At 42.1% G+C, this 26175-nt stretch carries 25 protein-coding genes and 1 pseudogene; 4 read left to right on the top strand and 22 right to left on the bottom strand.

The window, feature by feature from the left end:
* Positions 1-79: 79 nt before the first annotated feature.
* A complete protein-coding gene (locus IEW82_RS08470) occupies positions 80-940 on the bottom strand; it encodes a DUF421 domain-containing protein (protein ID WP_188692240.1) in 861 nt (286 codons plus the stop codon).
* 97 nt (positions 941-1037) lie between these two features.
* Between IEW82_RS08470 and IEW82_RS08465 the strand changes: the two genes are divergently transcribed.
* Complete coding sequence (locus tag IEW82_RS08465) at positions 1038-1397, top strand: DUF4363 family protein (RefSeq protein WP_188692238.1); 360 nt, start codon at positions 1038-1040, stop codon at positions 1395-1397.
* A gap of 65 nt (positions 1398-1462) precedes the next feature.
* Here the strand turns inward: IEW82_RS08465 and IEW82_RS08460 are convergent, their stop codons facing one another.
* The 4 genes from IEW82_RS08460 to IEW82_RS08445 form a co-directional block, all read right to left on the bottom strand.
* Positions 1463-1693, bottom strand: a complete 231-nt coding sequence (locus IEW82_RS08460) for a DUF1657 domain-containing protein (protein ID WP_188692236.1) — start codon at positions 1691-1693, stop codon at positions 1463-1465.
* 57 nt (positions 1694-1750) lie between these two features.
* Positions 1751-2125, bottom strand: coding sequence for a YppE family protein (locus tag IEW82_RS08455; RefSeq protein WP_188692234.1), 375 nt, complete (start codon positions 2123-2125; stop codon positions 1751-1753).
* Between the two features lie 355 nt (positions 2126-2480).
* Complete coding sequence (locus IEW82_RS08450; RefSeq protein WP_188692231.1) at positions 2481-2816, bottom strand: hypothetical protein; 336 nt, start codon at positions 2814-2816, stop codon at positions 2481-2483.
* Positions 2817-2929: 113 nt separating this feature from the next.
* A complete protein-coding gene (locus IEW82_RS08445; protein WP_188692228.1) occupies positions 2930-3946 on the bottom strand; it encodes a DUF2515 family protein in 1017 nt (338 codons plus the stop codon).
* A 131-nt stretch (positions 3947-4077) separates the two neighbouring features.
* On the opposite strand from IEW82_RS08445, the gene recU reads away from it, so the two are divergent.
* Positions 4078-4683 carry a Holliday junction resolvase RecU gene (gene recU / locus IEW82_RS08440; protein ID WP_188692226.1) on the top strand — a complete coding sequence of 202 codons (606 nt, stop codon included), beginning with the start codon at positions 4078-4080 and terminating at the stop codon, positions 4681-4683.
* A gap of 210 nt (positions 4684-4893) precedes the next feature.
* Complete coding sequence (locus IEW82_RS08435) at positions 4894-7620, top strand: penicillin-binding protein 1A (protein WP_188692223.1); 2727 nt, start codon at positions 4894-4896, stop codon at positions 7618-7620.
* A gap of 123 nt (positions 7621-7743) precedes the next feature.
* Here the strand turns inward: IEW82_RS08435 and IEW82_RS08430 are convergent, their stop codons facing one another.
* The 15 genes and pseudogenes from IEW82_RS08430 to IEW82_RS08360 form a co-directional block, all read right to left on the bottom strand.
* The gene (locus IEW82_RS08430) at positions 7744-8556 is read right to left on the bottom strand and encodes a DODA-type extradiol aromatic ring-opening family dioxygenase (RefSeq protein WP_188692219.1); all 813 of its coding nucleotides are present in this window, start codon (positions 8554-8556) and stop codon (positions 7744-7746) included.
* 285 nt (positions 8557-8841) lie between these two features.
* Positions 8842-10113, bottom strand: coding sequence for a glycoside hydrolase family 18 protein (locus IEW82_RS08425; RefSeq protein ID WP_188692216.1), 1272 nt, complete (start codon positions 10111-10113; stop codon positions 8842-8844).
* A gap of 75 nt (positions 10114-10188) precedes the next feature.
* Entirely contained in the window at positions 10189-10842 is a 654-nt protein-coding gene (gene nth, locus IEW82_RS08420; protein WP_188692213.1) for an endonuclease III, read from the bottom strand.
* A gap of 204 nt (positions 10843-11046) precedes the next feature.
* A complete protein-coding gene (locus tag IEW82_RS08415; protein WP_188692211.1) occupies positions 11047-11748 on the bottom strand; it encodes a DnaD domain-containing protein in 702 nt (233 codons plus the stop codon).
* A gap of 504 nt (positions 11749-12252) precedes the next feature.
* Positions 12253-13548, bottom strand: a complete 1296-nt coding sequence (asnS, locus tag IEW82_RS08410) for an asparagine--tRNA ligase (RefSeq protein WP_188692209.1) — start codon at positions 13546-13548, stop codon at positions 12253-12255.
* Positions 13549-13737: 189 nt separating this feature from the next.
* Positions 13738-14922, bottom strand: coding sequence for a pyridoxal phosphate-dependent aminotransferase (locus IEW82_RS08405; protein ID WP_188692205.1), 1185 nt, complete (start codon positions 14920-14922; stop codon positions 13738-13740).
* 34 nt (positions 14923-14956) lie between these two features.
* Positions 14957-15442 carry a cell wall elongation regulator TseB-like domain-containing protein gene (locus tag IEW82_RS08400; protein ID WP_188692203.1) on the bottom strand — a complete coding sequence of 162 codons (486 nt, stop codon included), beginning with the start codon at positions 15440-15442 and terminating at the stop codon, positions 14957-14959.
* Between the two features lie 427 nt (positions 15443-15869).
* On the bottom strand, positions 15870-16700 hold the full coding sequence (locus tag IEW82_RS08395; RefSeq protein ID WP_188692201.1) for a ComEC/Rec2 family competence protein: 831 nt from the start codon (positions 16698-16700) through the stop codon (positions 15870-15872).
* A gap of 504 nt (positions 16701-17204) precedes the next feature.
* A complete protein-coding gene (locus IEW82_RS08390; protein ID WP_229672446.1) occupies positions 17205-18182 on the bottom strand; it encodes a biotin--[acetyl-CoA-carboxylase] ligase in 978 nt (325 codons plus the stop codon).
* A complete protein-coding gene (locus IEW82_RS08385; protein WP_188692196.1) occupies positions 18155-19363 on the bottom strand; it encodes a CCA tRNA nucleotidyltransferase in 1209 nt (402 codons plus the stop codon). Before IEW82_RS08385 ends, IEW82_RS08390 begins: the two co-directional genes overlap by 28 nt.
* 30 nt (positions 19364-19393) lie before the next feature.
* The gene (gene bshA, locus IEW82_RS08380) at positions 19394-20524 is read right to left on the bottom strand and encodes an N-acetyl-alpha-D-glucosaminyl L-malate synthase BshA (protein ID WP_188692193.1); all 1131 of its coding nucleotides are present in this window, start codon (positions 20522-20524) and stop codon (positions 19394-19396) included.
* A 21-nt stretch (positions 20525-20545) separates the two neighbouring features.
* Positions 20546-21252: pseudogene (bshB1, locus tag IEW82_RS08375) on the bottom strand (bacillithiol biosynthesis deacetylase BshB1).
* Complete coding sequence (mgsA, locus tag IEW82_RS08370; protein WP_188692191.1) at positions 21249-21677, bottom strand: methylglyoxal synthase; 429 nt, start codon at positions 21675-21677, stop codon at positions 21249-21251. The pseudogene bshB1 and the gene mgsA overlap by 4 nt, the downstream one beginning before the upstream one ends.
* A 15-nt stretch (positions 21678-21692) precedes the next feature.
* Entirely contained in the window at positions 21693-22502 is an 810-nt protein-coding gene (dapB, locus tag IEW82_RS08365) for a 4-hydroxy-tetrahydrodipicolinate reductase (protein WP_188692188.1), read from the bottom strand.
* Positions 22495-22839, bottom strand: coding sequence for a nucleotide pyrophosphohydrolase (locus IEW82_RS08360; protein ID WP_188692185.1), 345 nt, complete (start codon positions 22837-22839; stop codon positions 22495-22497). Before IEW82_RS08360 ends, dapB begins: the two co-directional genes overlap by 8 nt.
* 214 nt (positions 22840-23053) lie before the next feature.
* Between IEW82_RS08360 and IEW82_RS08355 the strand changes: the two genes are divergently transcribed.
* Positions 23054-23929, top strand: a complete 876-nt coding sequence (locus tag IEW82_RS08355) for a YitT family protein (RefSeq protein WP_188692182.1) — start codon at positions 23054-23056, stop codon at positions 23927-23929.
* A gap of 565 nt (positions 23930-24494) precedes the next feature.
* Here the strand turns inward: IEW82_RS08355 and IEW82_RS08350 are convergent.
* Together IEW82_RS08350 and IEW82_RS08345 are read right to left on the bottom strand one after the other, a co-directional pair.
* A complete protein-coding gene (locus IEW82_RS08350; RefSeq protein WP_188692179.1) occupies positions 24495-25184 on the bottom strand; it encodes a zinc metallopeptidase in 690 nt (229 codons plus the stop codon).
* A gap of 163 nt (positions 25185-25347) precedes the next feature.
* On the bottom strand, positions 25348-26139 hold the full coding sequence (locus IEW82_RS08345) for a sporulation protein YpjB (RefSeq protein ID WP_188692176.1): 792 nt from the start codon (positions 26137-26139) through the stop codon (positions 25348-25350).
* Between the last annotated feature and the right edge of the window lie 36 nt (positions 26140-26175).

The raw sequence follows: 26175 nt of genomic DNA, 5'->3' as shown, positions 1-26175 counted from the left end.
AGTCTATGCTTGTCCTAAGCTTCCTATGAGTAAAAGATCTATTAAATCTGACTTTAGGCCTAATAGAAGACTATCCAAGCTATTTTAAATAAGGGGCAAGCGCCTCATTAAGTGATTGAACTTTCTCAGCTTGCTGCATGAATAATTGGGTGGCTTCTTGATTTTCAGTATCCAAGGCGTACATGTCTAAATCTGCTTTCACTTTTTTTATTTGAGCTGCTACTACCTGTCTTGCATTTGAGGCGGGTTCAAGCTTCTTGTCATTTTTTAAATCCACATACAAGTTCCCTTTAGAATCCATTTGTGCCACATAAACATCCTTAAAATTACTTGCCCCCTGCTTTTGAATTTCACCGTACAGCCACTCTTTACTATAACCTGCTGATTCTAAGCTTTGCTCTTGAACCACACCATCGCGAATAAAGATATAAGGTCGTTTTTCTTGTTCAACAGCCATTCCAAGCAGCTTCGGAGTAATGGGCTCATTATCAGATTTTTTCATGACACTCACCTGTCCATTTGTCTCAAAGACCGCAAGCTCAACATCCGCTAATTTAAAAGCATTCTTTTCTCTTAGATTGAGCATGAGCTGTTCTACAGATAGCTTAGCCTTTTGCAAATTTTTCTCCTGTATTTTTCCATTTTCAATGATTACTGTCGGTTTTCCACCAACCAGTATTTCAAAAATACGCGATTTCAGGGCTAACAATGCAATAAGCAATGAGACACCACCCCAGATGCCTAAAGAGATAACACCATTAAGAATCTTGACATTTTGATCTACCGACAAGGTTGCCGCAATCGATCCAATAGTAATGCCAACAACATAGTCAAAAAATGTAAGCTGCGAGACTTGTTGCTTACCAAGAATCCGACATATGATGAGTAAAAAGACGAAAGAAAATAGTGAGCGCATGAGTATAAGCAGATATTCTGGCATGTCTGTTCCTCCATCAAAAGTTTGTTTATTATTATTCCTTATTATTTGGATAATATAAGAAAAAGATACTTCAATAAATGACATCAGGAGGTTGCTTATGTATCGCCAAAAACTTTATGTATGCTTTAGTCTGCTTCTCTTCCTTTGTGTAGCATTCACGCCTATCCATGGAGCTTCTGCTAAATCACAAAAACCTATTTATCAAATCATAACCGAACTTCAAGATAATCTTACGACGAAAAATTGGGATGCAGCTGATCAATACGCCCAAAAATTAAAGCGATATTATCATAAACACCTGTGGAAATATCAATTGATGGGTGATGAAGCCGAATACGAAAGTGTCGCAAACGCTATTTCTCAAGTGCAAGCTGCTATCGCAGTCAAGGATAACAAGCAAGCATTGCTCATCCTCACCGATCTTAAAGCAACTTTAAAACAGATTTATTCTCTTTAACCCCATTGTCAGTCAAATTAAAAAATCCCGTCACCTTTAACCGTGATCGGGATTTTTTTCAAGGATTATGAGGACTGTCCCTGAGAGGAGGGAGAACTGACGAATTGAGGCTCCTCTTTTTGCACTTGTAATAAACGCGTCTCAAGGGATGCAATCACCTCATCAGATTCTTGGCTCGCTTGTTTGAACAAGCTTTGCGTATTTTTATCCTTTGTTTCATACGAAAAAAGCTCTAAGCTTGCTTGAACACTCTTTAATGTCGCTATGGTTTGTTTCAACTGTTGCGAGACCGTCATGTCAACACATCCTTTCTCATCTTTAATATGTGTCAAACATGACGAATTTAAAACCCATTAATTGTAAGAAAATTGTTGTTGAATAGCATTAAGAACATAATCAATGGATTTAATTGTTTCTAAAAATCGCCTGCGACGTGTGTCCTTTTGAAAACAAGTCACTGAGACAATCGTCAAATTATCATAAGTATCGTTGATCTGCTTGGCATAAATATACTTGGGATGATCACTTTTAATCCACTCATCCACCAATGGACGCCACTCATCGACAAGTGCCAAAACCTTATCGGCAAAGGGCTTCACTTCACCATAAAAATCCATCTCATACCCTTCAGAGCGGGTTTTTTGAACAAATTGCTGATGAGCGCGTTGATTGACTTGAATTAATTGCTCATTCAGTTGCAGCAACTGGCGTTTTTGGTCATGATCCACGACCGTCACCTCCACTCTTATCCTACCAAAAGTGAAGAGAAACAGCCACTCCCTGAGATTTAAGGAAAATCAGTGGAAAAGCATGCTTTAGTCCTTGTCTTGACCTAGAGCAACATATGGAAGATGCTTCGTTGCCAGGTCAAGGGGAGTGGAGCACAAGGTGCGAGATTCGAAATACTCTAAAATCGTGTGTTCCCGAATCTCCACTGACTCATGATGCGGATACTAGAGTTCAACAGAAAGTGGAAGATCCGTAAGACCCCGTAGGGCACAGTGCGAGGAGGCTCACCACTCTCCCGGAGGCAGGTGCCTGCCATTGCAATTAGCATCAGACCCTCCTTCTACATGATAAAATTTAAGAAAAAAGCGGACTCATAGATTTTGACCCTTTTATTTCTTTCCGATTCTTGCGACTTAAGGGCAGCGTCTCCTGATGTTCGCTAATCTGCTGCTTCCTTTCTTCAAAAAGCCTGAGCTGGGCCTCAATGGACTCAATATGGACATCAATATCCTGAATGATGCGATAGATCTCTTCCAATTCTCGGCGATGCTCTAATATTTGTACGGTGACAATTTCATCCGCTTTATTAGCGACCTTCCGTTCAATTTGATCCACCTTTACCTCCAGCATATCAAGTTTATGGGTAAAGGTCTCAACAGAAATTCCAGAGGACTTTTTTGATTTTGCCATGATTATCTCCCTCTCCTTTTGCATTTAAACACTATATTCGTGACATCTTATGAAGTCCCTTCATGCCTGACAAAAGAAGTGCCCATTCTGCAAAGAAAGTGCTTATTCCATCTTTATTTCATTGTCTTTTCACGTTTTTCTACAATCTTTACAACCGCATCGAGCAAGCGCCTTTTTCTTCTAAAGGCGACAAGCTGGTAGTCCTTTTTTTGCGGATCAGCTAACCAACGCCCATAGATTGCCCCTTGAAACCAATCCTTTCGATTCAGCTTCTTATGCCGGATAACTTGGATCACATCCCTTAATGAATGATTAGGTGAAGTCGAAAGGGACATGCTTGATGACAATCGCTCATAATCCTGGCGATTTCCTGTATGTAGCACCTTTAAAGCAAAGGCTTGAATTTTTGAAGAATCAGCAGTATAAAAAAGCAATTCATGAAGGCTTTTCCCCATTTCAATGCGCTTATCAACATGCTGGAACTGGCGGACGGGTAAACCTAGTAGCCTTCCTTCCATCGTTGGAAAGATGACGGCATTCAGCTGAAAGCATTCTTGTAAACTGAAGGTGAAGCTATCAAACACCTTGGCCTGAAAATACATCTGGCGGATGACGGGTTCTTCAATAACATGCTGTTCATTAATAATTTGACATTTATACAATCGTTGGGTATCGCGCTCTTTCCAAAAGCGCTCCCATTCTGCTTCCATAAAGACAGAAACATCAAAAGCCTTCAAAAGGTAAAAAAGCGGTTTATTGTACTTCAATGAGTAAGCATAGATAAGGAGCTGTGGAAAAGCATCGTCAAATATCAGCCAATTAGGCCTTTCATAAGCATGAAATAACACCTGTCGAAAGTGCTTTGATAACAAGCGTAAAAAGGGTTCAGTCCACAAATCGTTCATATTCCACCCCGCGTTTCTAGACACCATGCTCGCCAGCAAGGCCCAAGAAATTTCCGAATGGCGCTGATAAAAGGACAGATAAGCCTGTGTCCGTGAAAGATTATCACAATTATATACATGGGTCAGTCGCCTAATCGCTCGTATCATCAGCTGGTCACTTGTCGAAAAGGCTGTCGCCCTCCTCCTATCTGAACATCTAGAAGCCGTCAACGTGTGCTGTATCATCACTATCCCCCTATTTGTTAATATGTGATTTTCACAATAAATGAAACCTTATTCAAATAAAATGCGTTATAATAAGAGAATACCGTTTAGGTGCTTGTCCGTTCATCATGTCTAAAGAAGGGGATTAATACATGATCAACTATCCTAATGGAAAATCGTTTCATGCTTCAAACCCACCCAACCTCCACTCCTCACACCCAACCCGTAGAGTGGACTATGGGAACCGTGGAATGACATTGGAGGATGATTTGAATACAACCAATCGCTATTATCGTGAACAACATATTGCGTTGATTCATAAAAAACCGACACCGTTACAAATTGTGAATGTTGATTATCCAAAACGAAGCGCAGCAAGAATCACTGAAGCCTATTTCAAAAAGCCTTCAACAACAGATTACAATGGTGTCTATAAAGGGAAGTATATTGACTTTGAGGCAAAAGAAACGCAAAATAAAACTGCATTACCCTTGCAAAATTTTCATGAGCATCAGATTCAGCACATGCAACAGGTAAAAGAACATGGAGGGATTGCTTTTATTATTGTCAAATTTTCGAGCAATAATGAGGTTTATTTGCTGGATGCCCAATTTCTCTTCAAGTTTTGGCAAGAGCAGCAGGATGGCGGAAGAAAATCCATTCCGAAACATACTTTCGTTTCCAATGGCTTTCTCATTCCCCAAAGTTATCGGCCAAGAATTGATTACTTAAAGGCCATTGACCAATACTATTTATAAAGCAAGTGACAATTAAGTGTCTTTTTCTGAGGTAACGGACAAAAACAGATATAAAACACGAAGATTATCACTTGATCAGTTTAGTAAAAACGACTTTAATATAGAGATCAGGAATTTTTCTAGAAGGACCTGATAGGTTCCCTTTTTCACAGCAGGTATATTCTTAATTGAAAATGGTTTGTGACCTATCGGAAAGGTTGGAGAAACGTAATGGCAGACTATACTTCAAGACAAGAACGCAGAAAAGCAATGCAGAACAACAAAGGAAAAAACAAAAAGAATAATAAAAAGAAAAAAAGTCTTTTTAAACGCATTTTATTAACACTTGTGCTCGTCGTCCTGTTTATGGCGCTAGCAGGATCGATTGCCGTTGCAATCATCATCCATAACGCCCCGACACTTGATGAATCGAAACTAAAAATCGCTTCAACGAACGAGATTTATGGTGTTAACGAAAATGGAAAGAATGTGGTTCTAGCAACCACGGGGTCACAAAATCGCATCTATGCCCCGATCGATAAGATTCCTCAGGTAGTCAAGGATGCTGTCGTTTCAGTAGAAGATGCGCGATTTTATCACCATTTTGGTATTGATCCCGTCCGCATTGGGGGGTCGGTTGTGGCCAACGTTAAAAACGGTTTTGGTTCGCAAGGGGCCAGCACAATTGACCAACAGCTTATTAAGCTCAGTTATCTCACACCGAAGAAAACCTTAACGCGGAAAATTCAAGAGGCCTATCTTGCGGTAAAGTTAGACCGGGAGTACACCAAGGATCAAATTCTAGAAATGTATCTCAATAAGATCAATTATAACGAAGGTGCATACGGTGTGGCGACGGCTGCTAAAACCTATTTTGGTTTATCATTAAATCAGCTTAATGATATCAGCTTGGCACAAGCCGCTATGCTAGCTGGGATTCCGAACCTCCCTGCTTATTATGATCCGATCACTCATCCGGATAATGCTAAAAAACGCCGTGATCTTGTCCTTGATATGATGGTGAAAAACCACAAAATCACACAGGCACAAGCTGACAAAGCGAAAAAAGTGACGATCAAAGAAATGCTTAAAAATCGTCCAAAGGGCAATGAAAAAACGAATCAAAAGCAAGACTATGAAGTCATTGACTATATTAAAGATAAATATGTTGGTAAAGGTAAAGAAATCAGTGACAAAACCTGGGCACAAGGCGGGCTTAAAATTTATACCACCTTCAGTGAACTCGCCCAAAATAAAGTCACCGAGCTGCTCAATGACGATAGTAATTTCGCTAATACTAAAAAAAATATGCAAGCAGGTATCGCCATTGTCGATACCAAAACAGGGGGTATTCTAGCCCTTGGTGGCCGGCGCCACTATAATCCAACAGATTATAGCTTTGCCACACACGGTGGCAACCAAATTGGTTCTACCGCAAAACCGATTTTTGCATACGGTCCAGCGATTGAATATATGAAATGGCCGACCACTCAGATGACGGATGATTCTCCACTCAAATATTCAAGCGGCCAAGACATCCATGACTGGGATGGCAGGTACTTAGGCAAAATGACCATTGAACGCGCGTTGTACATGTCCAGGAACGTCCCTGCCGTACGCACACTGCAAGAGGTAAGCGATCAGGAAGGCGATAAAAAGATTATTGACTTTGCTAACAAACTAGGCATGGGCATCAAGTCACTGAATGAATCCTATGCTATCGGCTCTTATAGTGGTGTTAGCCCATTACAAATGGCAACAGCTTACGCCGCCTTTGGCAATGGAGGAATTTATAACGAGGCCCACGCACTCAAATCCATTGTTTATCCAGATGGACGCAAAGTCAGCTTTGACCATGACCAGCATCCGGCCATGAAGGACTATACTGCTTTTATGATTACGCAAATGCTAAAGCAAGTCATCAGTAATCCAGAAGGGACCTATGGCGGTCCAAGTTTAGCAGGCTACACAGTCGCTGGTAAATCGGGATCTTCAAACGCTGGTCCTGAACTCCAAAAGCAATACAATATCTCTGATTCTGATCTTAACTCAGGCTACCTTGATTCTTGGTTTGATGCTTATACGCCGGATATTTCCTTATCGGTTTGGAATGGGTATGATTTAGGAGGAGTCGACCCGAATAGTAGCAGTGATATGCAAAAGGATGGTGTCCTGTTACTCACTCCAGCTGAAAAGCATATTTCCAACGTACTAGCTGGAAAGCTCATCTTAGCGTTGGCTTCAAGAAGTACACCTGACTGGAAGCAGCCGAGTTCTGTTGCGAAGGTTTCTGTTGAAAAAGACACCGGCCTTGTCGCCAGCTCTAATACACCAAGCAGCGATATTATAACAGGCTATTATGTCAAAGGCACAGAACCAACCAAACAGTCGACAAAATATCAAAAAATTGATGCGCCGACAAGCCTTAAAGCCACATATAATGAGGACGATCAATCGGTCACCTTAACTTGGAAATACGGAAAAACAAGCAATATCAGCTTTGAGGTATCACAAAAGTTTAATGGTGATTATCAAACCTTGGATAATACCGATGATAAAAGCATTACAGTGCACCATCTAGAACCTGGACAGACGTATGATTTTTCTGTCAAAGCGATCTATACGGACAGCGATGAGGCGAATACCAAGGAAAGTGATGCGGCAACGGTAACGATCAAAATTCCGAGTGACGACGATCTAGACGCTAATAAAGAAGATTCGGATACGCATTCATCAGATTCACAAAACGACAACAACAACCAACAGCAAAATAATAATGATAATTCCGATCAAAACTCTGGCGATCAGCAGAATAACAATGACAAAGATCAAGGGAATAACCAAGGCGATAATGATTCTGATCAATCACAACCTGATCAAAATTCCTCCTCATCGGATGATAACAGTAACGCGCCAGCGAATGGCCATTCGCAACAGCAAAATTCAGACGACCATTAATGGACTGCACACAAAGCCCCCTCTTAAGCTTACGAAGCCTTTGAGGGGACTTTTTATACTTTAAGAAGCTTAAATGGTCCCAAAGTGATAATATCAAGATATAAAAACTAAGATTTGCAGGGATTAATTCCGACTCACTTCTGCGCATATTAAACCAAAATATGTAGGGACTTCATAAGAGAGCCATTCAATAGATCGATCATTTTGCGGAACTGCGCCAGCCAATATCAGAGTTTGCCAAATCCCATCTGGTTTGGCGCTTTCAATATCCTCTTGAGAAATGTTTCCGCACTCCTCCAAAGCTCCACTTTTAATAATGGATACAATCCGTTCATCCACAATTTTAGCAGATGGATGATAGCCGTACGGACCTGCTTCATCATGTGTATGGCACCAATCGCAACTCGCAATAATACCCACGCTTTTGTCAGATTGTTCAATGCTCTTTCTTAAGATTTCCCCAAAAAGAAGCATTTCCTGATTGCTATTTAACCGTGAAGGCGTAATGATAACGACAGGTAAGTCCGGCATAAAAGCTAAAGGAACAACCGCTCCCCAATCCAGGGGTAACACGGATAAAGGACCTTCAGTGGTCCCAAAATTAAGCAAGCTTACAGGCAAACCTGATTCCTGCGCTTCTTTAGCAATGGATTGCGCTAAAGGACGCTCTACTTCCCGTCTCATAGTATATGTGCGATTATTTTCTTGCTCACTGCCCACTACTGATTCACTATTGATAATCGAAAATTGGCCATCACTACGAATGCCATGTGGTGTAATAACAACCAGTGCATCTGGCCGTTGTTCTCTCATCCTCTTTCCAAGTGTTTCCATGCTTCTTCTTGTTGTTTGCATTCGTTCAACATGCTGTCCAGCTAATTCAAGTATAATTTCGCCACCATGAGGTGTAATGCACGAATAAACAATTTGTCCCATTCCAATCCCCTTCCATTCGACACTATTTTAATAATAATCTGCAAAGACAGAAAGTACAAGAAGTAAAAATATAGAGGTCCTTTATAGAGAGATGTGAAATCACTTAAAAAGCTTTAGCAGCATTTTTCCTCTTTTTATCATGCACTAGATAGGTTCAGGTGCTGATTGCAATCGAAGACACTCGCTTTTTTCGCAGGAGTGTACCGATCTCCCACTTCCCGCAGGCGTCTCGCATATTTTAAAAAACAACCGCAGTTTTTTTACTGTGGTTGCTGTAAAAATATATTAAGAGTGTTTTGTAATGTTGAATTTATCTTCAAGCAAAGGCCAAACCTGGGGAAAGCTAAAGGCAAGATTCCAGAAGCTAATCCCCAGCAGATTGTCATCATCTGCTATCTGAAACATTGCAGCCATTGATCTTAAATCTTGAAAATAGACGATATGCTGCTTATTGTCTGCAGCTGTATATCTAAAATAAGCCGCTTCTTGGGTTTGATCATATTGAATATTTGTGTTGTGCTGACGAGCTAAATTAATGGCCTGTTGGTACGTAATCGCACGGGCAAATTCCCCGCCTGGTTCATAAGGCAGCGTCCAATCATAGCCATATAACGGAACGCTCATCACAATTTTGTTGGCTGGCATTTCACTTAAAGCATAATCAACAACCCGTCTGACCTGAGTTATTGGTGATACAGGCATCGGTGGCCCACCACTCCAGCCCCATTCGTACGTCATCAGTATGACAAAATCAACGGTTCGACCATGAAACGCATAATCATGGGCCTCATACCAGGCACCCACTTGCTCTGCACTCGTCTTAGGAGCCAACGCGGTACTGACAATATAACCATTTTGATGCATACGCGTTGTTAGCTTCTCGATGAATTGATTATAATCAGAGCGCATATTGCTCCCCAGATATTCAAAATCTACATTAACACCACGAAAGCCCTTACTGCTTAAGACATTGAGGATATTTGTAAAGAGTTTCTCTTGGATCGCGTTGCTAGCAAAGATCGCTGCAGCAACATCACGATTAAAGGCCCCCTCTACTAAATTGGTAATACTCATTATCGGTGCCACATCTGTATTTTTCACTGCTTGCAAAACCTCTGCATCATCCGGAGCAGTAAGCTCTCCACTGGCATTCACTTGATAACTAAATACGGACAAGTATGTCAACGCTGATGCTGCAGCAGTGAACCGATTAGCATTGCCCGTATGCGGCTCCAAATACCCATTGACAACGAGTGAAGGTTTATGGCGTGTTGGGAGTCTTAATGACTGACCAGGATAAAGAGATTCAGGCCTAACCCCTGGATTTATCTGCTGAAGCTCCTGCAGGCTAACATTCAACCTGCGTGAAATGCTCCAAAGTGTATCGCCTGGCTGAACGACATAACGATTGGTCACAGGAATAAGTAAGGTTTCACCCACAACCAGCGTTGTCGAAGCATCCAGTCCATTAATATCAATAATCGATTGGGGACTCACTCCAAAGGTTTCGGCCAAATCATTAATGGTATCCCCTTGGCTTACAACATGAATTTGCATGATTTTCCTCCTCAAAAGAATGCTCATGCTCTATCCTATGCCTAGTAAACACTTTGGGTGCAGTTCCCACTTATTCTAATTCGCCACCTTCACTCTTTTTTGCCCTTCTCGACAAATATCAAGCAAGGGACATTCCGAACATTTGGGATTTCGTGCCGTGCAATGGTAACGGCCGAAAAAAATGAGCCGATGATGGGTAATGGTCCATTCATCTTTAGGGATTAAATGCTGCAAGCTTTTTTCAACTTCTAACACGCTATCCTTCCATCGTGCGATGCCGAGCCGCTTAGACACCCGTTCTACATGAGTATCTACCGCTATCGCCGGCACTCCAAACGCATTGGAGACCACCACATTCGCTGTCTTCCGACCCACACCAGCTAATTCAACTAACTGTTCATGTGTCCGTGGCACTTCACCACCATAATTTTCAATCAGTGACTCACATAGTTTACGAATGTTTTTAGCTTTATTTCGGTAGAGCCCAATCCTTTTAATATCGTGCTCCAATTCTTCAAGGGGGACATTGAGATAATCCCAAGGGCTCTTATATTTTTTAAAGAGATCCTTAGTCACTTCATTGACCTTTTTATCGGTACACTGCGCGCTTAATAAAACGGCAATGGTCAGCTCAAAAGCATTGGAGTGCGTCAGTTCACACTGCGCATCTGGAAACATTTCCTGTAATGTATCTAATATATAGCGCATGCGTTTTTTTGTAATCGCCATGATATCCCCCCTACTGGCAAAGTGCTCACTGCAATCCATTTTCTTTCCAAATATAATAGCGAGTGCCGCTCCACCATTTAAAAAATATCCCCAAAAATCCTGTTCTTGTTTTTTGGATGCATTCAAGGGCGCATCTATTTCCCTACTCTCAAACGGATAAGTCCATATAAAATCAGGGCTTCAACAAAAGAAGCCCTCACCCTTTTAATTATCTAACCAGTTATACATTGGGAACGGCGCGGTCTTACGCTGCTGTTCATTGCCTTGACGTGCAGGCGTCTTCACATTAAACCGACCTCTTACCTTTTCTCCATGTGATTTGGCTTGATCTAAGGTTTGAATCCCGTTCTTCTTCCAATCAAAAAGAATACGATCGATATACCGAAAATTAAGCTTTCCAGATATAACCGCCTCTCGTAGTGCCGCCTTTATGATCTCTGGGGGATGTCCATCATCATCCATCCACATCGTTAAGGATTCACATTCCATTGGTGAAAGCGGTCTGCCAAATTCCTTTTCGAAAATGGTATAAAGCGCATCCTCCTGCTCGATCTTCTGATGCTGCGTGCGAGAAAGCATATGCACACTCATCAACCGATTCCATAAAGGTTCCAATGAATAGCTTTCTGAATAGACACTGCCATCCTTCTCTTGAACAATGTCCAAAAATCCTCTCTGAACGAGTTCCCGCAGATGATTGGAGCACTGAGAAGCATCACAGCTCATCTTACCTGCTAACTCATTTGGTGTCGGAAAGGCGTTACCTTCTTTAATATATTTAAAAATCTGTAAGATCATCATGCATTGGGCTTCATCTAACCCGATTTCAGCATAGGAATCCAACAGTAGCTTCGGTATAGCAAGCGCTCCATCAGTCATCATTTCAATCATTATTGCTTTCTCCATATTTCGACACCTCTTAGCTTCATTATACCATAAATCACCGATACGCTTAAACCAACACGGACTAGACAGAGAGTGATTGAAGCCTGTTTGACTTTACTTTTCCGCATTAGACTGATAAGAAAAATCGGGCTTAAAAGCTTTCCCTGTCCTTGTCTAGCTATAAGAGCATCATCAGATATGGAAGAGGCTTCGTTGCCTGGTCAAGTGGAATGGAGCGCCGCTGACTCATGATGTGGAGACTAGACTCCTGCGGGAAGTGGGAGATCGGTAAAACCTCAGCAGTGCGCAGCACGAGGAGGCTTACCACTCTCTGCGAAAGTGAAGGCCTTCCACACCTGCACCTTCTTGTCCATGATAAAAATAAGATAAGGGAACTTGTTTCAGTGGATACAACAAGAGCGAGCATGACTTCCCGAATAGGCAGCCGAGTTGTTCCAAGCAAGTTGACAACGAGGCCTGTCTGGTAAAAAAGCATCCCTGAATCAACAGAGATGCTTGACCTAATCATGGGTATAAGCGATTTAATAAGCGTGGGAAAGGAATCGTTTCACGCACATGTTCAATTCCAGTAATCCATGCGACGGTGCGTTCGAGTCCAAGACCAAATCCAGAATGAGGCACGCTGCCATACTTCCGAAGCTGCAGATACCATTCATAGGCAGGATCAGTAAGCTGATGCTCTTGATAGCGTTGTTCTAATAAGGCTAAATCATCAATTCTTTGACTTCCACCAATGATTTCCCCATAGCCCTCTGGAGCGATTAAGTCCGCGCAAAGAACGACATCTTCACGCTCAGGATCAGGCTTCATATAAAACGCTTTGATTTGCGTTGGATAATGTGTGATAAAAACTGGTTTATCAAAGCTTTCAGCGATTGCTGTTTCATGCGGTGCACCAAAATCTTCTCCCCACTCAATATCATCAAAGCCCTTGTTCTTCAGTAATTGAATGGCTTCATCATATGTGATTCTTGGGAAGGGCGCTGTCACCTTCTCTAGCTTAGATAGATCCCGATCTAAAGCCTTCAGCTCTGGCTGACAACGTTCAAGAACGGATTGAACGATAAAGCTCACATACTGTTCCTGAATTTCCAAGCTTTCTTCGTGTTCAATAAAAGCCATTTCAGGCTCGATCATCCAAAACTCAATAAGATGGCGGCGGGTTTTTGACTTTTCAGCACGAAAGGTTGGTCCAAAAGAAAATACTTTACCAAAGGCTAAAGCCGCAGCTTCCATGTAGAGCTGACCGCTTTGTGATAGATAGGCATCACGATCAAAATACTCTGTATGGAAAAGATCTGTCGTTCCCTCTGCGGAGCTCCCTGTTAAAATCGGTGGGTCAATCTTAATAAACCCTTGATCGTTAAAAAAGGCATAAGTCGCACGAATAATTTCATTTCGAATGCGCAAAATCGCATGTTGGCGACTCGATCTCAACCAAAGATGGCGATGATCCATTAAAAATTCGGTACCATGTTCCTTTGGGGTGATCGGATAATCCTGAGCGATCTGAAGGATAGAGACATCTTGAATCGTTAGCTCATAGCCAGACGGTGCACGACTATCCTCTCTCACTGTGCCGATAATGTATAGTGAGCTTTCTTGCGTTAATGTACTCGCTGCTTCCCAGATCGCTTCTGACACTTCATTCTTGACAAGGACACCTTGAATAAAACCGGTGCCATCACGAAGCTGTAAAAATTGGATTTTTCCGCTCGAGCGTTTATTCGCGATCCATGCACCAATTTTAACTTCTTGTCCAACAAAATGGGACACATTTGAAATGGTTGTTTTTTTCATGTTGTTATTAAGTCATTCCTTTCATTAGAGAAAACCTTGACATCACTTATAGTCGCTTTCACGTACTCTATTTGGTCAAGCTCTATTGACGAAAAGTAAAAGCAAAGCAATCAAGGGATTACGTACACGATCTGCCTAAACGGCGGCAAAAGGCTTAGGCTTACTTATCATACTAAAAGCGATTTGGAGCTACTTAATATGATTTTCCATAAAAGTGTTCAAGCGCTCTAACGCTTTGTTTAAATTGTCAAGAGAGGTAGCATAGGATAACCGGACATTGTCAGGAGAACCAAACCCTTCTCCCGGCACCATTGCAATTTTGGCTTCCTCGACCAAAGCTGCCACAAATGCTGTCACAGAAGTAAAACCGGTCATCTCCGCTGCCCATTTAGCATTTGGAAATAAATAAAAGGCCCCTTGTGGTTTAATACACTTAAAGCCAGGGATGGAGACCAGCTTTTCATACGTTTGATTCAAGCGATCTTCAAAGGCTTGTCGCATCGTTTCTACTGGCTCTTGTGACCCGTTAAAGGCTGCTAAAGCTGCGTACTGGGCAACCGAGGTAGGATTGGATGTACTGTGACTGGCAACATTGGTCATCGCTTTAATAAAGCTAGCCTCCGCAACAGCATAACCAATCCGCCACCCTGTCATTGCATAGGACTTAGAAACCCCATTAATAATGACTGACTGATTTTTAAGGTCAGGCACTACTGAAACAATAGACTCAGCTTTCGCCCCATCATAAACGAGTTTTTCGTAAATTTCATCGGAAACGACGACAATATCATTTTTGAGACAATACTGACCGATTTCTCTGAGTTCATCTGCCGTGTAAATCATCCCTGTTGGATTGCTTGGTGAATTCAGAATAAGCGCCTTCGTCTTTGCCGTAGTCGCTTCCTTAATACGCTCAACAGTCACCTTAAAATCATTTTCTTCTAATCCTTCAACAATGACAGGAACACCATCAGCCAATTTGACCTGTTCGGTATAGCTCACCCAATAAGGAGAGGGGATGATCACCTCATCTCCAGGATTTAACAAGGCTTGAAAGGTTAGATATAGCGCATGTTTAGCTCCCGTTGTAATAATGATTTCTTCAGGACTAATGGTCAAATGTGAATCCCTCGCCATTTTTTGAACAATTGCCGCTTTGAGCTCTGAAATTCCTGATGTAGCGGTATACTTTGTTTGTCCTTCCTTTGCTGCTTTAAAAGCTGCTTCAATAATTGGCTCCGGTGTATTAAAATCAGGCTCCCCTGCAGCAAGACCGATCACATCAATGCCGCTCGCTTTAAGTTCTTTTGCTTTAGCAGTAATTGCTAAGGTGCTTGAAGGGGAAATATTTTTTACTCTTTGCGACAATTCCATCACTCACGTCTCCCTTACTTCCCATTTCTTGTTTTTATTCAATGGCAATTGGATCAGATAAGCTATCACCATTATTAAAATTATAATAACTGAAAACAAAGTGATTTTCATCATCTTTATAAACAATTTCCCAAGCTGGTGTATTACTGACCATCCCAAGGCTGGCTGAAATAATTTGCTTATATCTTACATGCGTTCTAAACGCCTTTAAAATCTCATCCTTTGTATAGCCATCCTCTACAGGTACGAGGGTCACATTGTTTTTTTTCTTATCATCAGGAATAAAAATATAAACAGGTTTCTTCTTACTGTTTAAATAAGCTTTGACAACGTGATAGGATGTTTTTCCATGAAAATCACTGACGGAAACGATTCGCTTCACGTTGTAATGCTCCCGCGCATATTGCTTGGCATGATCAGCATCCGCACGTTTAGGGGACATCGCTGCATGATAAAGGAAGCCCAATCCACAGCCAAGGAAAATAATAACGGCCACAACGACCCACAACCACTTATACATTTGACATTCACTCGCTTATGTACGATATATTTTAAACACCATTTTGTGTTCATTCCTCTAAAGCTTTAGCTATCAAAACATGAAGGCCTCTTTTTTCATCCATCGCCTTTGTAAATTCCCCGCCTTAGAAATCAGCGGACCTCGAAAACAATACAGATAGCTTTATATCCTTGCTTAAGGCAAGTATGCTTTTTGAAAACAAAGGATTGAAGGTGTTTTGTGCAAAAACTGCTAGTCATAGTTCAATCGCTCAAGGTCAAACTATTACTACCCTTACAAAAGCAAATGCTTTAGATCTCTTAAAGGGAAAAAACTCACCTAACCCACACCTCATACCTCACACTTTAAAAAACGAAACCTTCCTGGTTTCGTTTTTTCTTCATGTTCTATCCTAATCATTTTTGGTTGGAAATGCAACAATTGTCGATCAATAATACGTTTTAATATCATAGCTATCTGGCTTTAATAAAAGCGTGATTGTTCCTAATGCCTCCAGAGGATATACCTTGACCCAATCATGTTCCAATTGATTGATTAAGGCTCTATTCGGTTTCACCATCGGATGATGGAACAAAATGGCCATATCTAAGTCCATATGGGTGAGAAAATCCTCATCAAATCGCTCACTTGCCCCGTAATGACTTATTTTCAGTATCCTTGCTTCAAAAGGATGCTGCTTATGAAGCTCCATTTGATTTTCTCGATTAAAAAAGCCCATGTAGTATAAGGTAGTGTCTTTGAATTGAAATAAAATATTCAGCTCCCCTTGCTTTGATGCGGCCATAACCTCTGCTTTAAGATGCGGTAAGGGGGAATACTTCCTTTTGCGCCACGTATTGAATAAAAAACAATAAGAAAGGTCCTTTTCCTGACAAAAGTGCGCTTTTATGGTCCGAGATGTATAAATCTTATTCACATCAAATGCTCTGACAACAGATGTCAAATTGCCAAGGTAAGAAGCCCCAGGGTTAGTAAGAATCAGCTTATCAATATGCTCTACATTAAAAACCTTAAGCGTATTAAACAGCTCGTGACGCGCGGATTTGCTTCCGGTATTAATAAGCATATTATCGTGATGCGTCTGCACCAATGTGGCTTCACCAGATGACAGCCTAAAAAAAGTAACTGCTATCTCACCAGCTTCCAAGTGCAATTTAATTTTTTTAATAGCACCAAATTCAACCGCCCTTGCCTGATGAATAAGGCCGAGACTCCACATCAAAATAAAAGCTGTTAAACCAGTAACCACTCTCTGCATAAAACCCCTCCCATTCCACTAGTGTGCTGTGGATGAAGAGGGATTATCCATATAATAAGAAAAACTGGGCGAAAAGCGTGCGCGGTCCTTGTCTAGCTATAAGAGTATCCTCATATACGGAAGAGGCTTCATGGCTGGGAGCGCAAGGCGCGAGATTCGGAACACTCTAAAATCGTATGTTCCTCGAGCGCCGCTGACTCATGATGCGGAGACTCGAGTCCTGCGGGAAGTGGGAGATCGGTAAGACCTTAGCAGTGCGAAGGTGCGAGAGGCTTACCACTCCCCCCGCGGAAAAAACGAACTGCCTGGAGCGGAAATCCGCACCGTCCTCATGACCAGAAATTTTATACTTTCTTTTTAGAAAACTTGGCTTGCACCACTTCGCTGTTGCAAATCACACACTTAGATTGCCCGCAAGCCTCAAGTGGCGAAAGTCAAAGTGACACTTATACTCTCCTCCCTTGAGAGCGTCAGCGAAATTATAAATTTTGATAGTACAAAAAATCATAAATTTATATCAGCAGAATAGATATGATGCGTTTCGCCCTGATCGTCCTGAAGCAACAGCACGCCTTTGTCATTAATGCCCTGTGCAATGCCGTGTATGACATCACCGTTTGCAAGGCGGGCATGAATGTGCTGACCAATGTTCAAGGCATGCGCTTCCCACATCTGTTTGATGATCGAGAAGCCCTCTTCTAAATACATATGATACAGCCCTTCAAACTCGGACATAATCGCTGCGATCAATTGCTCTCTAGATTGCCTCACACCAGAAATCATTTTCAATGATGTCGCAATAGGCTTGAGAGCTTCAGGAATCGCGTCTGCATCAACGTTAACATTAATGCCCATGCCAATAATCACAGCTCTTACGCTTTCAATTTCAGCTTGAAGCTCCGTTAAAATTCCAACAAGCTTCTTTCCATTAAAAAGAATATCATTCGGCCATTTGATCCCACATTGTACCCCTGAGATTTTCTTAATCGCTCTAACAATTGAAACGGCAGCAATTAATGTTAATTGTGGGATACGTTCTAAACTCAATGTTGGTCGCAAAATACAGCTCATCCAAATGCCTGTCCCTTTTGGAGAATGCCACGCCCTTCCTAGGCGGCCTCTCCCATCTGTTTGTTCATCTGCAACCACCAAAGTCCCCTCTGCTGCGCCATCCTCAGCCAGATGGTGGGCTAGCTTTTGTGTTGAAGGTACTTCTTCATAGTAAATAAGATGCCTGCCAAAGGTGTCCGTCGTCAAATGCAGATCAATTTCTTCTTTAATCAGCTTATTAGGCTTGGCCAGGAGCTTGTACCCCTTTTTTTGGACAGAATCAATCGTATAGCCTTCTTTTCTTAACTCATTGATTTGCTTCCATATAGCTGTTCGTGAACAGCCTAATTGCTCGCATAAGGCCTGCCCAGAAATATAGTGCTGTTGATGTCGCAAAAGTATTTTTAAGGTTTCTTCTTTTGTTCGTGACACGCCTTTACCCACCTCTTTATCGCAGCTCTTTCGTTTGGCAGCTGCTTCTCAACCACTGCCTGTTCAATATTGGCTAACGTCCCCTTAATCCATGGTCCCGGTGGCTGGTCAAGCCATGCCTGCAGATCATGTCCATCTATAACCAAATCCGCTCTCGTCTGAATCGGTAAGGCTTGAGCCATTGCCTGTAAATGCTCCATCACGCTTTCAACGGCTTCATGTCTAGCGGCTCGGAGACGTTGAATGGCCAATGCTTGGTGCAGCCCTACTCTATAAAGATTCCATGCTGTCCACTCAGCTTCCTTGTAGCAATGGTAATTTTGCATCAACAAGAGGATTTGATTTTTCAACGCGTTCGAAAAACGCCATTTTTTTAAAAAAGCAGCGGGTGCAGCTCGTTCAAGAGCAAGTAAAAAGGTCGCCCAGCGCTCTGCTAGAGACGCACACCGATTGAAATCAACAGATAAGAGATGCTGCCTTTCTTGTGGCGTAACATTGGAAAGCATTGGCAGCTCAAATAGCACATTGGTAGCCATCAAAAGCTCTAAACCATAAAGAACCCAGTGTCCCTGTAAAAGCTTCGACATTTCTTGAAGCACTCTTTCAATAGAGAGCCGCTGAATATAACACTTTTGTTTTTGCATGGCTTCGATCACTTCTGAATCGGCCTTCACATTCAATTGTGACACAAAGCGTGCAGCTCTAAGCATCCGTAAGGGGTCCTCTAGGAATCGCGCTTCTGCCTGACCAACTGTTCTTAGCAGGCGCTTCTTAAGATGTTGTCTCCCGTGAAAGGGGTCAATGATCACCCCGGATATATCCCTAGCCATCGCATTCATCGTAAAATCACGGCGAGCAAGATCCTCTTCTAAGGACCCAATAAAGGTGACATGCTGCGGATGCCTAAAGTCAGAATAAGTCCCTTCTGTTCGAAACGTGGTAACTTCATAATCGACATGGTCATGGCGTACGAGGACTGTTCCATGCTCAATACCGACAGGAAAGGTGCTAGGAAACAGAGCAATAACCTCTTCAGGCTTGGCAGAGGTTGCAATATCAATATCATGAATAGAGAGGCCAAGGAGCCAATTGCGCACAGCACCACCAACAATATAGGCTTCATACCCGTGATCAATGAATCGTTTTAATACACGTTCTGCCAGCTCAAAGGGCGCCTTCATAATATGTGCCTCTCCTTCAACTATTTTTTGTTACCTTCGCTCTAATACTTGATAATAGACCTTTTCATATTGTGAAACGATTTCACCGGAATGGAAGGCTTGAGTAGCAGTTTCCATGGCAGCCTGCCCCATTCGCTTTTGACGCTCAGGATGTTGCAGGATATCAAGAGCTCTCGCCACAAATTGGTCGATGGCACCAACAGGACATAAATAGCCTGTTTCACCATCACGAATCACTTCCGGTATTCCTCCAATATTGGTCCCAATCGATGGTACACCACAGGCCGCAGCTTCCAGTAAAATAAGTCCAAAGCTTTCTTTGGACGATGGCAAAAGTGCCAGATCACTGATCGATAACAGCTCAGCGACATTTTCTTGTTTTCCTAAAAACAGCACCCGATCCTTCAGTCCATAATCATTGACCATCCGCGTAACAACAGGAAGATCAGGCCCCTCACCAATAAGCAACAGCTTGGATGCCACTTTTTCCTGCACACGCGCAAACGTTCTAATCACATCTGGAACCCTTTTAACATCCCGAAAATTAGAAATATGAATCAATACTTTTTCATTTGGCTGTATCCCGTAAGCCAATTTTAAGTGTTCTGAATCATGACGATAATAAATCGTTTCATCCACAAAATTATAGATGGGGGTGATCGGCGTCTCTGTTTCTAGGAGTTCGCGGGTCTCTTTGATTAAGTCCTTGGATACCGCCGTAACATGATCTGAATGCTCTATCCCGAATTGAATCAACTGCCGAAGCGAAGGATCGTATCCCAATACAGTAATGTCTGTTCCATGCAAGGTCGTGACAATCTTCAAATGCTCACCAACCATCTGTTTAGCCAAAATCGCACAAACAGCATGAGGAACAGCATAATGCACGTGTAAAAGGTCTAATTGTTCGCGTTGCGCAACCTCAGCCATCTTGCTGGCTAGCGTCAGATCATATGGCGGGTAGCGAAATACTGAATACTGATTAACTTCAACTTCATGGTAAAAGATGTTACATGAAAATTGATCTAGCCTGAAAGGAATACTTGAGGTGATAAAATGAACTTCATGTCCTCTTTCAGCAAGCTTCTTTCCTAATTCAGTGGCCACTACACCTGAACCGCCAATGGTCGGATAACATGTGATTCCAATCTTTAATGACATAGGCTTTCTCCTTATTCTTCTCTATCTTACTACCGATTTAACCCGTAACGGTCTTTTTGATTTGAATCCCTCTGCAAAGCGCACTCCAACTTCTTTACCAAATAGTCGATCTCGACTCTCAACCGTTTCTAAGTAGTCAGATGTCAGCGGTGTTGCCACTGTCTTCTCCGTCATGGCAAATTGACTTTTATAAGCACTTAACGCGCACATCTTTTGTTCATGAACAGCGGTCACATCGACGCAAAAGTCTGGTGTATGAAACCCATTTATAAAGTAAAAATAAAGTTCTTCAGCCTTATGGCTCGGTAAAGCTTGCTGTCCTTGAAATTTATGAATTCCTGCTGAAAAAACGGCTTCTTCAACCAGCTTACTGCAGTGTCCGTGATCCGGATGTCGATCTATAAAATAAGGTGCAAAAACGACCCTAGGTTGATAAGTTCGAATAACATCAACAAGTGTAGCTATTGTCTCTGGGCTAATCGTCAATCCCCGATCAGGAAGCTTGACATTCAACCGTTCAGTCACATTTAAAAGCTCAGAAGCTAAAGCCGCCTCTCGCTGTCTTAGCGCAACAGTGCCATTTGAAGATAGTTCAGCCATGGTCAAATCACAAATACCTACCTTGTAGCCTTGGGAAGCATGCAAGGCAAGCGTCCCCCCATTCCGATTTCAACATCATCAGGATGAGCTCCAAAAGCTAGAATATCCAGAGTTCGCTGAGCGGTCATAGCGAAGGGCCTTTGTCAAGATTACGACGTTCACGAATCACACTGCGCCATTCTAATTCATTGCGTTCCAGAGCATGAATGATGAGCTCAGCCGTTGCCATGTTGGTCGCGAGAGGAATCTCATAAACATCGCTTAAACGAATGAGCGCCGAAATATCTGGTTCATGAGGCTGAGCGGTAAGCGGATCGCGGAAAAAGATCACCACATCCATATCATCATTGGCAATCATGGCCCCAATCTGTTGGTCACCGCCAAGCGGGCCTGATTGGAAGCGATGGACATCAAGACCTGTCGCCTCCATAATCCGTTTTCCAGTTGTTCCGGTTGCAAACAATTGATGATCTTGAAGAATCGGCTTATAGGCTAATGTGAATTGCACCAAATCTTGTTTCTTTTTATCATGGGCGATTAAAGCGATTTTCATCAGTGGTCTCCCCTTCTACTCCAGAATATTTTCTAATCCATAAACCAATGTCTTTAAATCCATGACCGTTTCGACAGCAACTCGAACGCCATGCATAAAAGATTCACGATTCATTGAATCATGACGAAGAGTCAACAGCTCTCCTTCTCCGCCGAAAAGCACTTGCTGATGAGCAATGAGTCCGGGTAGCCGCACACTATGTATTCTGAATCCATCAAAGTCTGCACCACGTGCGCCCTTGATTAATTCTTTTTCTTCAGGATGTCCTTGTTTTTTCTCTTTTCGCGTTTGCTGGATCATTTCCGCTGTTTTAACCGCTGTTCCTGAAGGGGCATCACGCTTTTGATCGTGATGGAGTTCAATGATTTCCACATCAGGAAAATGACGGGCAGCCATCTGACTAAATTTCATCATCAGTACAGCACCAATTGCAAAGTTTGGGGCAATGATGGTACCCACACCTTTCTCCTCTGCTAAAGAGCTCAAATGTTCAACATCAGCTTCACTAAAGCCTGAAGTACCGACGACAGGACGAACACCATAGGCGATCGCCTTCTCCACATGATATTTTCCTGCTTCAGGGTGTGTAAAATCAATCAGGACATCGACAGGATGTTCCGAAAAGCACTGATCAATATCCGTATAAATCGGGGTGTCCAAATCTGGAAAGCCCTCTAGCTCTTTGATCCGTTTTCCCTCATTTTTTCTATCAATAGCCGCCACGCACCGAAAGTGCCCTGTTTTGGCTATCATTTGCAGGGCTTCCTTCCCCATTTTCCCTCTAGGTCCTGCCACCGCTATGTTGATTGTTTCCTGATTACTCATGACTCGCTGCCTCCTCTTCATCTTTGCGTGTCCAACGGTCTTTATCACGCGTATTAAATTTATGCATCACTTGATCAAATGCATCTTCTAAATCAATATGTAATGAATTGGCCAAACAAATCACCACAAAAAGCAAGTCACCCAGTTCCTCATCAACCGTCTTCGGTTTTTCTGTTGCCTTTTTTGGCTTTTCACCATAATAATGATTGACTTCCCTTGCCAATTCACCGAGCTCCTCAGTCAGACGAGCGATCAATGCCAATGGAGAGAAATAGCCTTCTTTAAATTGACTAATATAATGATCTACTTCTTGCTGAAGTTCTGCCATTGTTTTCATCGGTAGTCTCTCCTCTTTGTTTTTCTGTTTCTAAATTACTCTAAACATTTAGCTATGTCTATATTAGCGAAAAATGAACGATATTGCCAAATTATAACCTTTGATTATTGAACAAGACCTGTGGTTTGTCTATACTAGCTAAGGGAGCATGTAAACAGGTATAGGGACGCCGTTTGAATCCTATACTACTTGGAATGGCTAAGGAGGTTCGCCTATGATTTTTTCACTCAAAGCTAAAAATATATTTTTCATGCTATTAGGAGCAGCGATCTTCGCATTTGGACTGGTTAATTTTAATATCAAAAATCATTTAGCCGAAGGTGGCGTGACAGGGATAACCTTAATACTCTACAATCTTTTTCACATCGACCCCGGCATAAGTAACCTTGTCATTAATATTCCGTTATTTATCATTGGCTGGCGGTTGCTCGGTCGCAGTGTTTTTATATACAGCGTCATTGGTACAGTATCGTTATCGCTTTTTTTATGGGTTTTTCAATATCTCATTACTTTCCACTTTACATTAGAGAATGACATGACCTTAGCTGCCCTGTTTGCTGGTGTGACAATTGGAACTGGGCTTGGAATCATCTTTCGGTATGGTGGGACGACAGGTGGAACTGATATTATCGCGCGTTTAACCTTTAGATACTGGGGATGGCCAATAGGAAGGACGATGTTTGCCATTGACGCCGTCGTCATTACCCTCTCTTTGATTTATCTCGATTATCGGCAGGCCATGTACACTTTAGTCGCTGTATTTGTAGCTTCTCGAGTGATTGACTTCATACAAAAAGGGGCATATGCTGCCAACGCCGCTATGATTATGTCTAAGCATAATGATAAGATTGCTAAAGAAATCATCGAAAAGCTTGATCGGACCGTTACATTACTTTCGGGTAAGGGAGGCTATACCGGTGCAGAGATTGATGCTTTATACTGTGTCGTTAGTCGAAGCGAAATCTTTCGCTTAAAAAGCATTATCAAAAGCGTCGATCCACATGCATTTGTTGCAGTCAATGATATTCATGATGTTCTAGGTGAAGGCTTTACCTTGGATGAAAACAAAAAACCACTTTTTGAAGAATAGCAAATGTAAAGAGACTTCCTCTTTCTAGTGCTCACACCTAAAATTGCCATGAGCTTTTAGAAAATGGTGGGCCTTTTGTTAATTTGCACTTCTCTTTTTTTGTTGTTTTCATGCCGTGATTTGAACACTTCACCCCTTCCTAGGTCAAATGGATTGGAGTGAAAGACAAGGTGCGAGAAATTCGGAACGTTATTAAAATCATGTGTTTCCAAGTGACACGCTAGCTCACGATGTGATACTAGAGTCCTACGGGAAGTGAGCAGCCTAGAGCGAAAATCAACAGTGCCCATACAATAATTTTATCTTTTCTTACTAAGAAAAACCGGGAGAAATGCATGCCCGGTCCTTGTCCTTCGTATAGGGCATCATCCAATATGAAAGAGGCTCCATTGCCTGGTCAAGTGGAATGGAGCGCAAGGCGCCAGGAGGCTTACCACTCCCCCTCGGAAAGCGAGCGGCCTGGGGCGAAATCCACACCGTCCTCATGAACAGAAATTTTATACTTTTGTATCCTTTCAAAAAAACCGGTCCCCATCGGGACCGATCCTTCACGCCATTTATTTTATTAATCATCATCATTATTCATACCGACAAACATGAGTACAAAACGCAACAATTCCAAGACCGCAACTAAAGCGGCAGCAACATATGTCAAGGCGGCTGCACTTAAAACCTTTCGGGCATTGCGCTTTTCTCCACTATGAATCAGTCCTAAGGTTTCCAGTTGTACCAACGCTCGTCTTGAAGCATTAAATTCAACGGGCAAGGTGACGACTTGGAACAAAACAGCTGCAGCGAAGAAAATAACGCCTATTAACAATAAATTTAAGCTGTGCAAGAACATTCCAGCCAAAATAAATAACCATGAAGCCCCTGATCCAAAATTAGCTACCGGAACAAGGGAATGACGAAATCGAAGTGGCACGTAGTTTTCTTTATCCTGTATCGCATGGCCAACTTCATGCGCAGCAACGGCTGTACCAGCAACTGAATTCCCGTGATAAATGGACGAAGAAAGACGCAAAACCTTTTTCCTTGGATCATAATGGTCTGTTAATTGTCCCCCAACTTCTTCAATATCGACATTATACAAACCGTGTTCATCCAAGATACGGCGTGCGACTTGTGCCCCTGTCAGCCCCGTTTCATTAGGCACACGCACATATTTGTTAAATGTATTCCTGACCTTACTTTGCGCCCAAATCGGGATTATCATGATGATGACAAAATAAATTAAGTAAGCACCTATACCCATGATGCAACCCTCCGATGTTTTATTAAGGTCAATTTTAGTCAAACTCATGAAGGTTGTCAACAAGAAGCCACTATATATAAATATTTATTTATATAAGTTTTCATAAAAACGTCAAATTTTCTGTATTTATTACATATTCTTCTTAAATTTAGCCATTCACTTGTTAACTCTCTCGAATCGTATGATCATTCTTCCAGCCTGTGCCATTATATTTTCTCCAAAAAACGTAAATTAATGTGAGCAAAACAACGCCACCCATAATAAGGATCAAACTTCTAACAGATTGGGACGGATGTGTTGTCAACAGATTTTTTTGAAAGACGTGATCCAAGCTCGTTTTTAACTGTTTAATATGAGATAAGCTTTCATTATTTTCGTTTTGAATAAATGTTGCTCTATCATTAGTCAAATGACTGACTTGTTGATCGATAGGTTCAAGCTCGTGAGGTGATACACTAATGACTAGAGCAGGATAAATTATTTGATAAATATCCATAAATTGATTTAAATCATATTGGAAAGTTTGATCATTCTTCTGCTTCACGTCTGCTTGAACTTTATTAAAAGCAGTAAATAACGGATCTTTCAGACTCTTCCATAGTGGCGAATGATCGTCATCCAGCGCATCCACAACGAGGCGAAATTGAACAGCCGCTTCTCTCAAAGCTTTCTGATCGGCCTTCGCCTTAATTAACTGCTTAAGATGATCCTCACTCGCCATCAGCGTGCGTTGATTAAGATCGTCAAGTCCTAAAGGGTGCTTCTTTAATTCCTGATCGAATCGGTCTAAATACTGACGCGCGACATCAGGCTTGCTATCATCGATAAATTCATAAGCCTTGTTCGAATACGAGACTAACGTCTGAATGGGTTTCGTTTTTTCTTGTGCATGTCCCAGTGCGGGGAGTCCCAATATTAACGCACTGACAATGAGGCTGACAATGTACCTTTTCATCCCTCATCCCCCTCTCACTTACCACTAGTTTATGAT

Source organism: Pullulanibacillus camelliae (assembly GCF_014642655.1).
Classification (GTDB): Bacteria; Bacillota; Bacilli; order Bacillales; family Sporolactobacillaceae; genus Pullulanibacillus; species Pullulanibacillus camelliae.
This window is presented reverse-complemented; position numbering and strand designations above follow the sequence as displayed.

Excerpts from the sequence above, each read along its gene's own strand:
- IEW82_RS08470 (WP_188692240.1), bottom strand. The coding sequence starts at position 940 with ATGCCAGAATATCTGCTTATACTCATGCGCTCACTATTTTCTTTCGTC.
- IEW82_RS08465 (WP_188692238.1), top strand. The coding sequence starts at position 1,038 with ATGTATCGCCAAAAACTTTATGTATGCTTTAGTCTGCTTCTCTTCCTT.
- IEW82_RS08460 (WP_188692236.1), bottom strand. The coding sequence starts at position 1,693 with ATGACGGTCTCGCAACAGTTGAAACAAACCATAGCGACATTAAAGAGT.
- IEW82_RS08450 (WP_188692231.1), bottom strand. The coding sequence starts at position 2,816 with ATGGCAAAATCAAAAAAGTCCTCTGGAATTTCTGTTGAGACCTTTACC.
- IEW82_RS08445 (WP_188692228.1), bottom strand. The coding sequence starts at position 3,946 with ATGATACAGCACACGTTGACGGCTTCTAGATGTTCAGATAGGAGGAGG.
- recU (WP_188692226.1), top strand. The coding sequence starts at position 4,078 with ATGATCAACTATCCTAATGGAAAATCGTTTCATGCTTCAAACCCACCC.
- IEW82_RS08435 (WP_188692223.1), top strand. The coding sequence starts at position 4,894 with ATGGCAGACTATACTTCAAGACAAGAACGCAGAAAAGCAATGCAGAAC.
- IEW82_RS08430 (WP_188692219.1), bottom strand. The coding sequence starts at position 8,556 with ATGGGACAAATTGTTTATTCGTGCATTACACCTCATGGTGGCGAAATT.
- IEW82_RS08425 (WP_188692216.1), bottom strand. The coding sequence starts at position 10,113 with ATGCAAATTCATGTTGTAAGCCAAGGGGATACCATTAATGATTTGGCC.
- nth (WP_188692213.1), bottom strand. The coding sequence starts at position 10,842 with ATGGCGATTACAAAAAAACGCATGCGCTATATATTAGATACATTACAG.
- IEW82_RS08415 (WP_188692211.1), bottom strand. The coding sequence starts at position 11,748 with ATGGAGAAAGCAATAATGATTGAAATGATGACTGATGGAGCGCTTGCT.
- asnS (WP_188692209.1), bottom strand. The coding sequence starts at position 13,548 with ATGAAAAAAACAACCATTTCAAATGTGTCCCATTTTGTTGGACAAGAA.
- IEW82_RS08405 (WP_188692205.1), bottom strand. The coding sequence starts at position 14,922 with ATGGAATTGTCGCAAAGAGTAAAAAATATTTCCCCTTCAAGCACCTTA.
- IEW82_RS08400 (WP_188692203.1), bottom strand. The coding sequence starts at position 15,442 with ATGTATAAGTGGTTGTGGGTCGTTGTGGCCGTTATTATTTTCCTTGGC.
- IEW82_RS08395 (WP_188692201.1), bottom strand. The coding sequence starts at position 16,700 with ATGCAGAGAGTGGTTACTGGTTTAACAGCTTTTATTTTGATGTGGAGT.
- IEW82_RS08385 (WP_188692196.1), bottom strand. The coding sequence starts at position 19,363 with ATGAAGGCGCCCTTTGAGCTGGCAGAACGTGTATTAAAACGATTCATT.
- bshA (WP_188692193.1), bottom strand. The coding sequence starts at position 20,524 with ATGTCATTAAAGATTGGAATCACATGTTATCCGACCATTGGCGGTTCA.
- mgsA (WP_188692191.1), bottom strand. The coding sequence starts at position 21,677 with ATGAAAATCGCTTTAATCGCCCATGATAAAAAGAAACAAGATTTGGTG.
- dapB (WP_188692188.1), bottom strand. The coding sequence starts at position 22,502 with ATGAGTAATCAGGAAACAATCAACATAGCGGTGGCAGGACCTAGAGGG.
- IEW82_RS08360 (WP_188692185.1), bottom strand. The coding sequence starts at position 22,839 with ATGAAAACAATGGCAGAACTTCAGCAAGAAGTAGATCATTATATTAGT.
- IEW82_RS08355 (WP_188692182.1), top strand. The coding sequence starts at position 23,054 with ATGATTTTTTCACTCAAAGCTAAAAATATATTTTTCATGCTATTAGGA.
- IEW82_RS08350 (WP_188692179.1), bottom strand. The coding sequence starts at position 25,184 with ATGGGTATAGGTGCTTACTTAATTTATTTTGTCATCATCATGATAATC.
- IEW82_RS08345 (WP_188692176.1), bottom strand. The coding sequence starts at position 26,139 with ATGAAAAGGTACATTGTCAGCCTCATTGTCAGTGCGTTAATATTGGGA.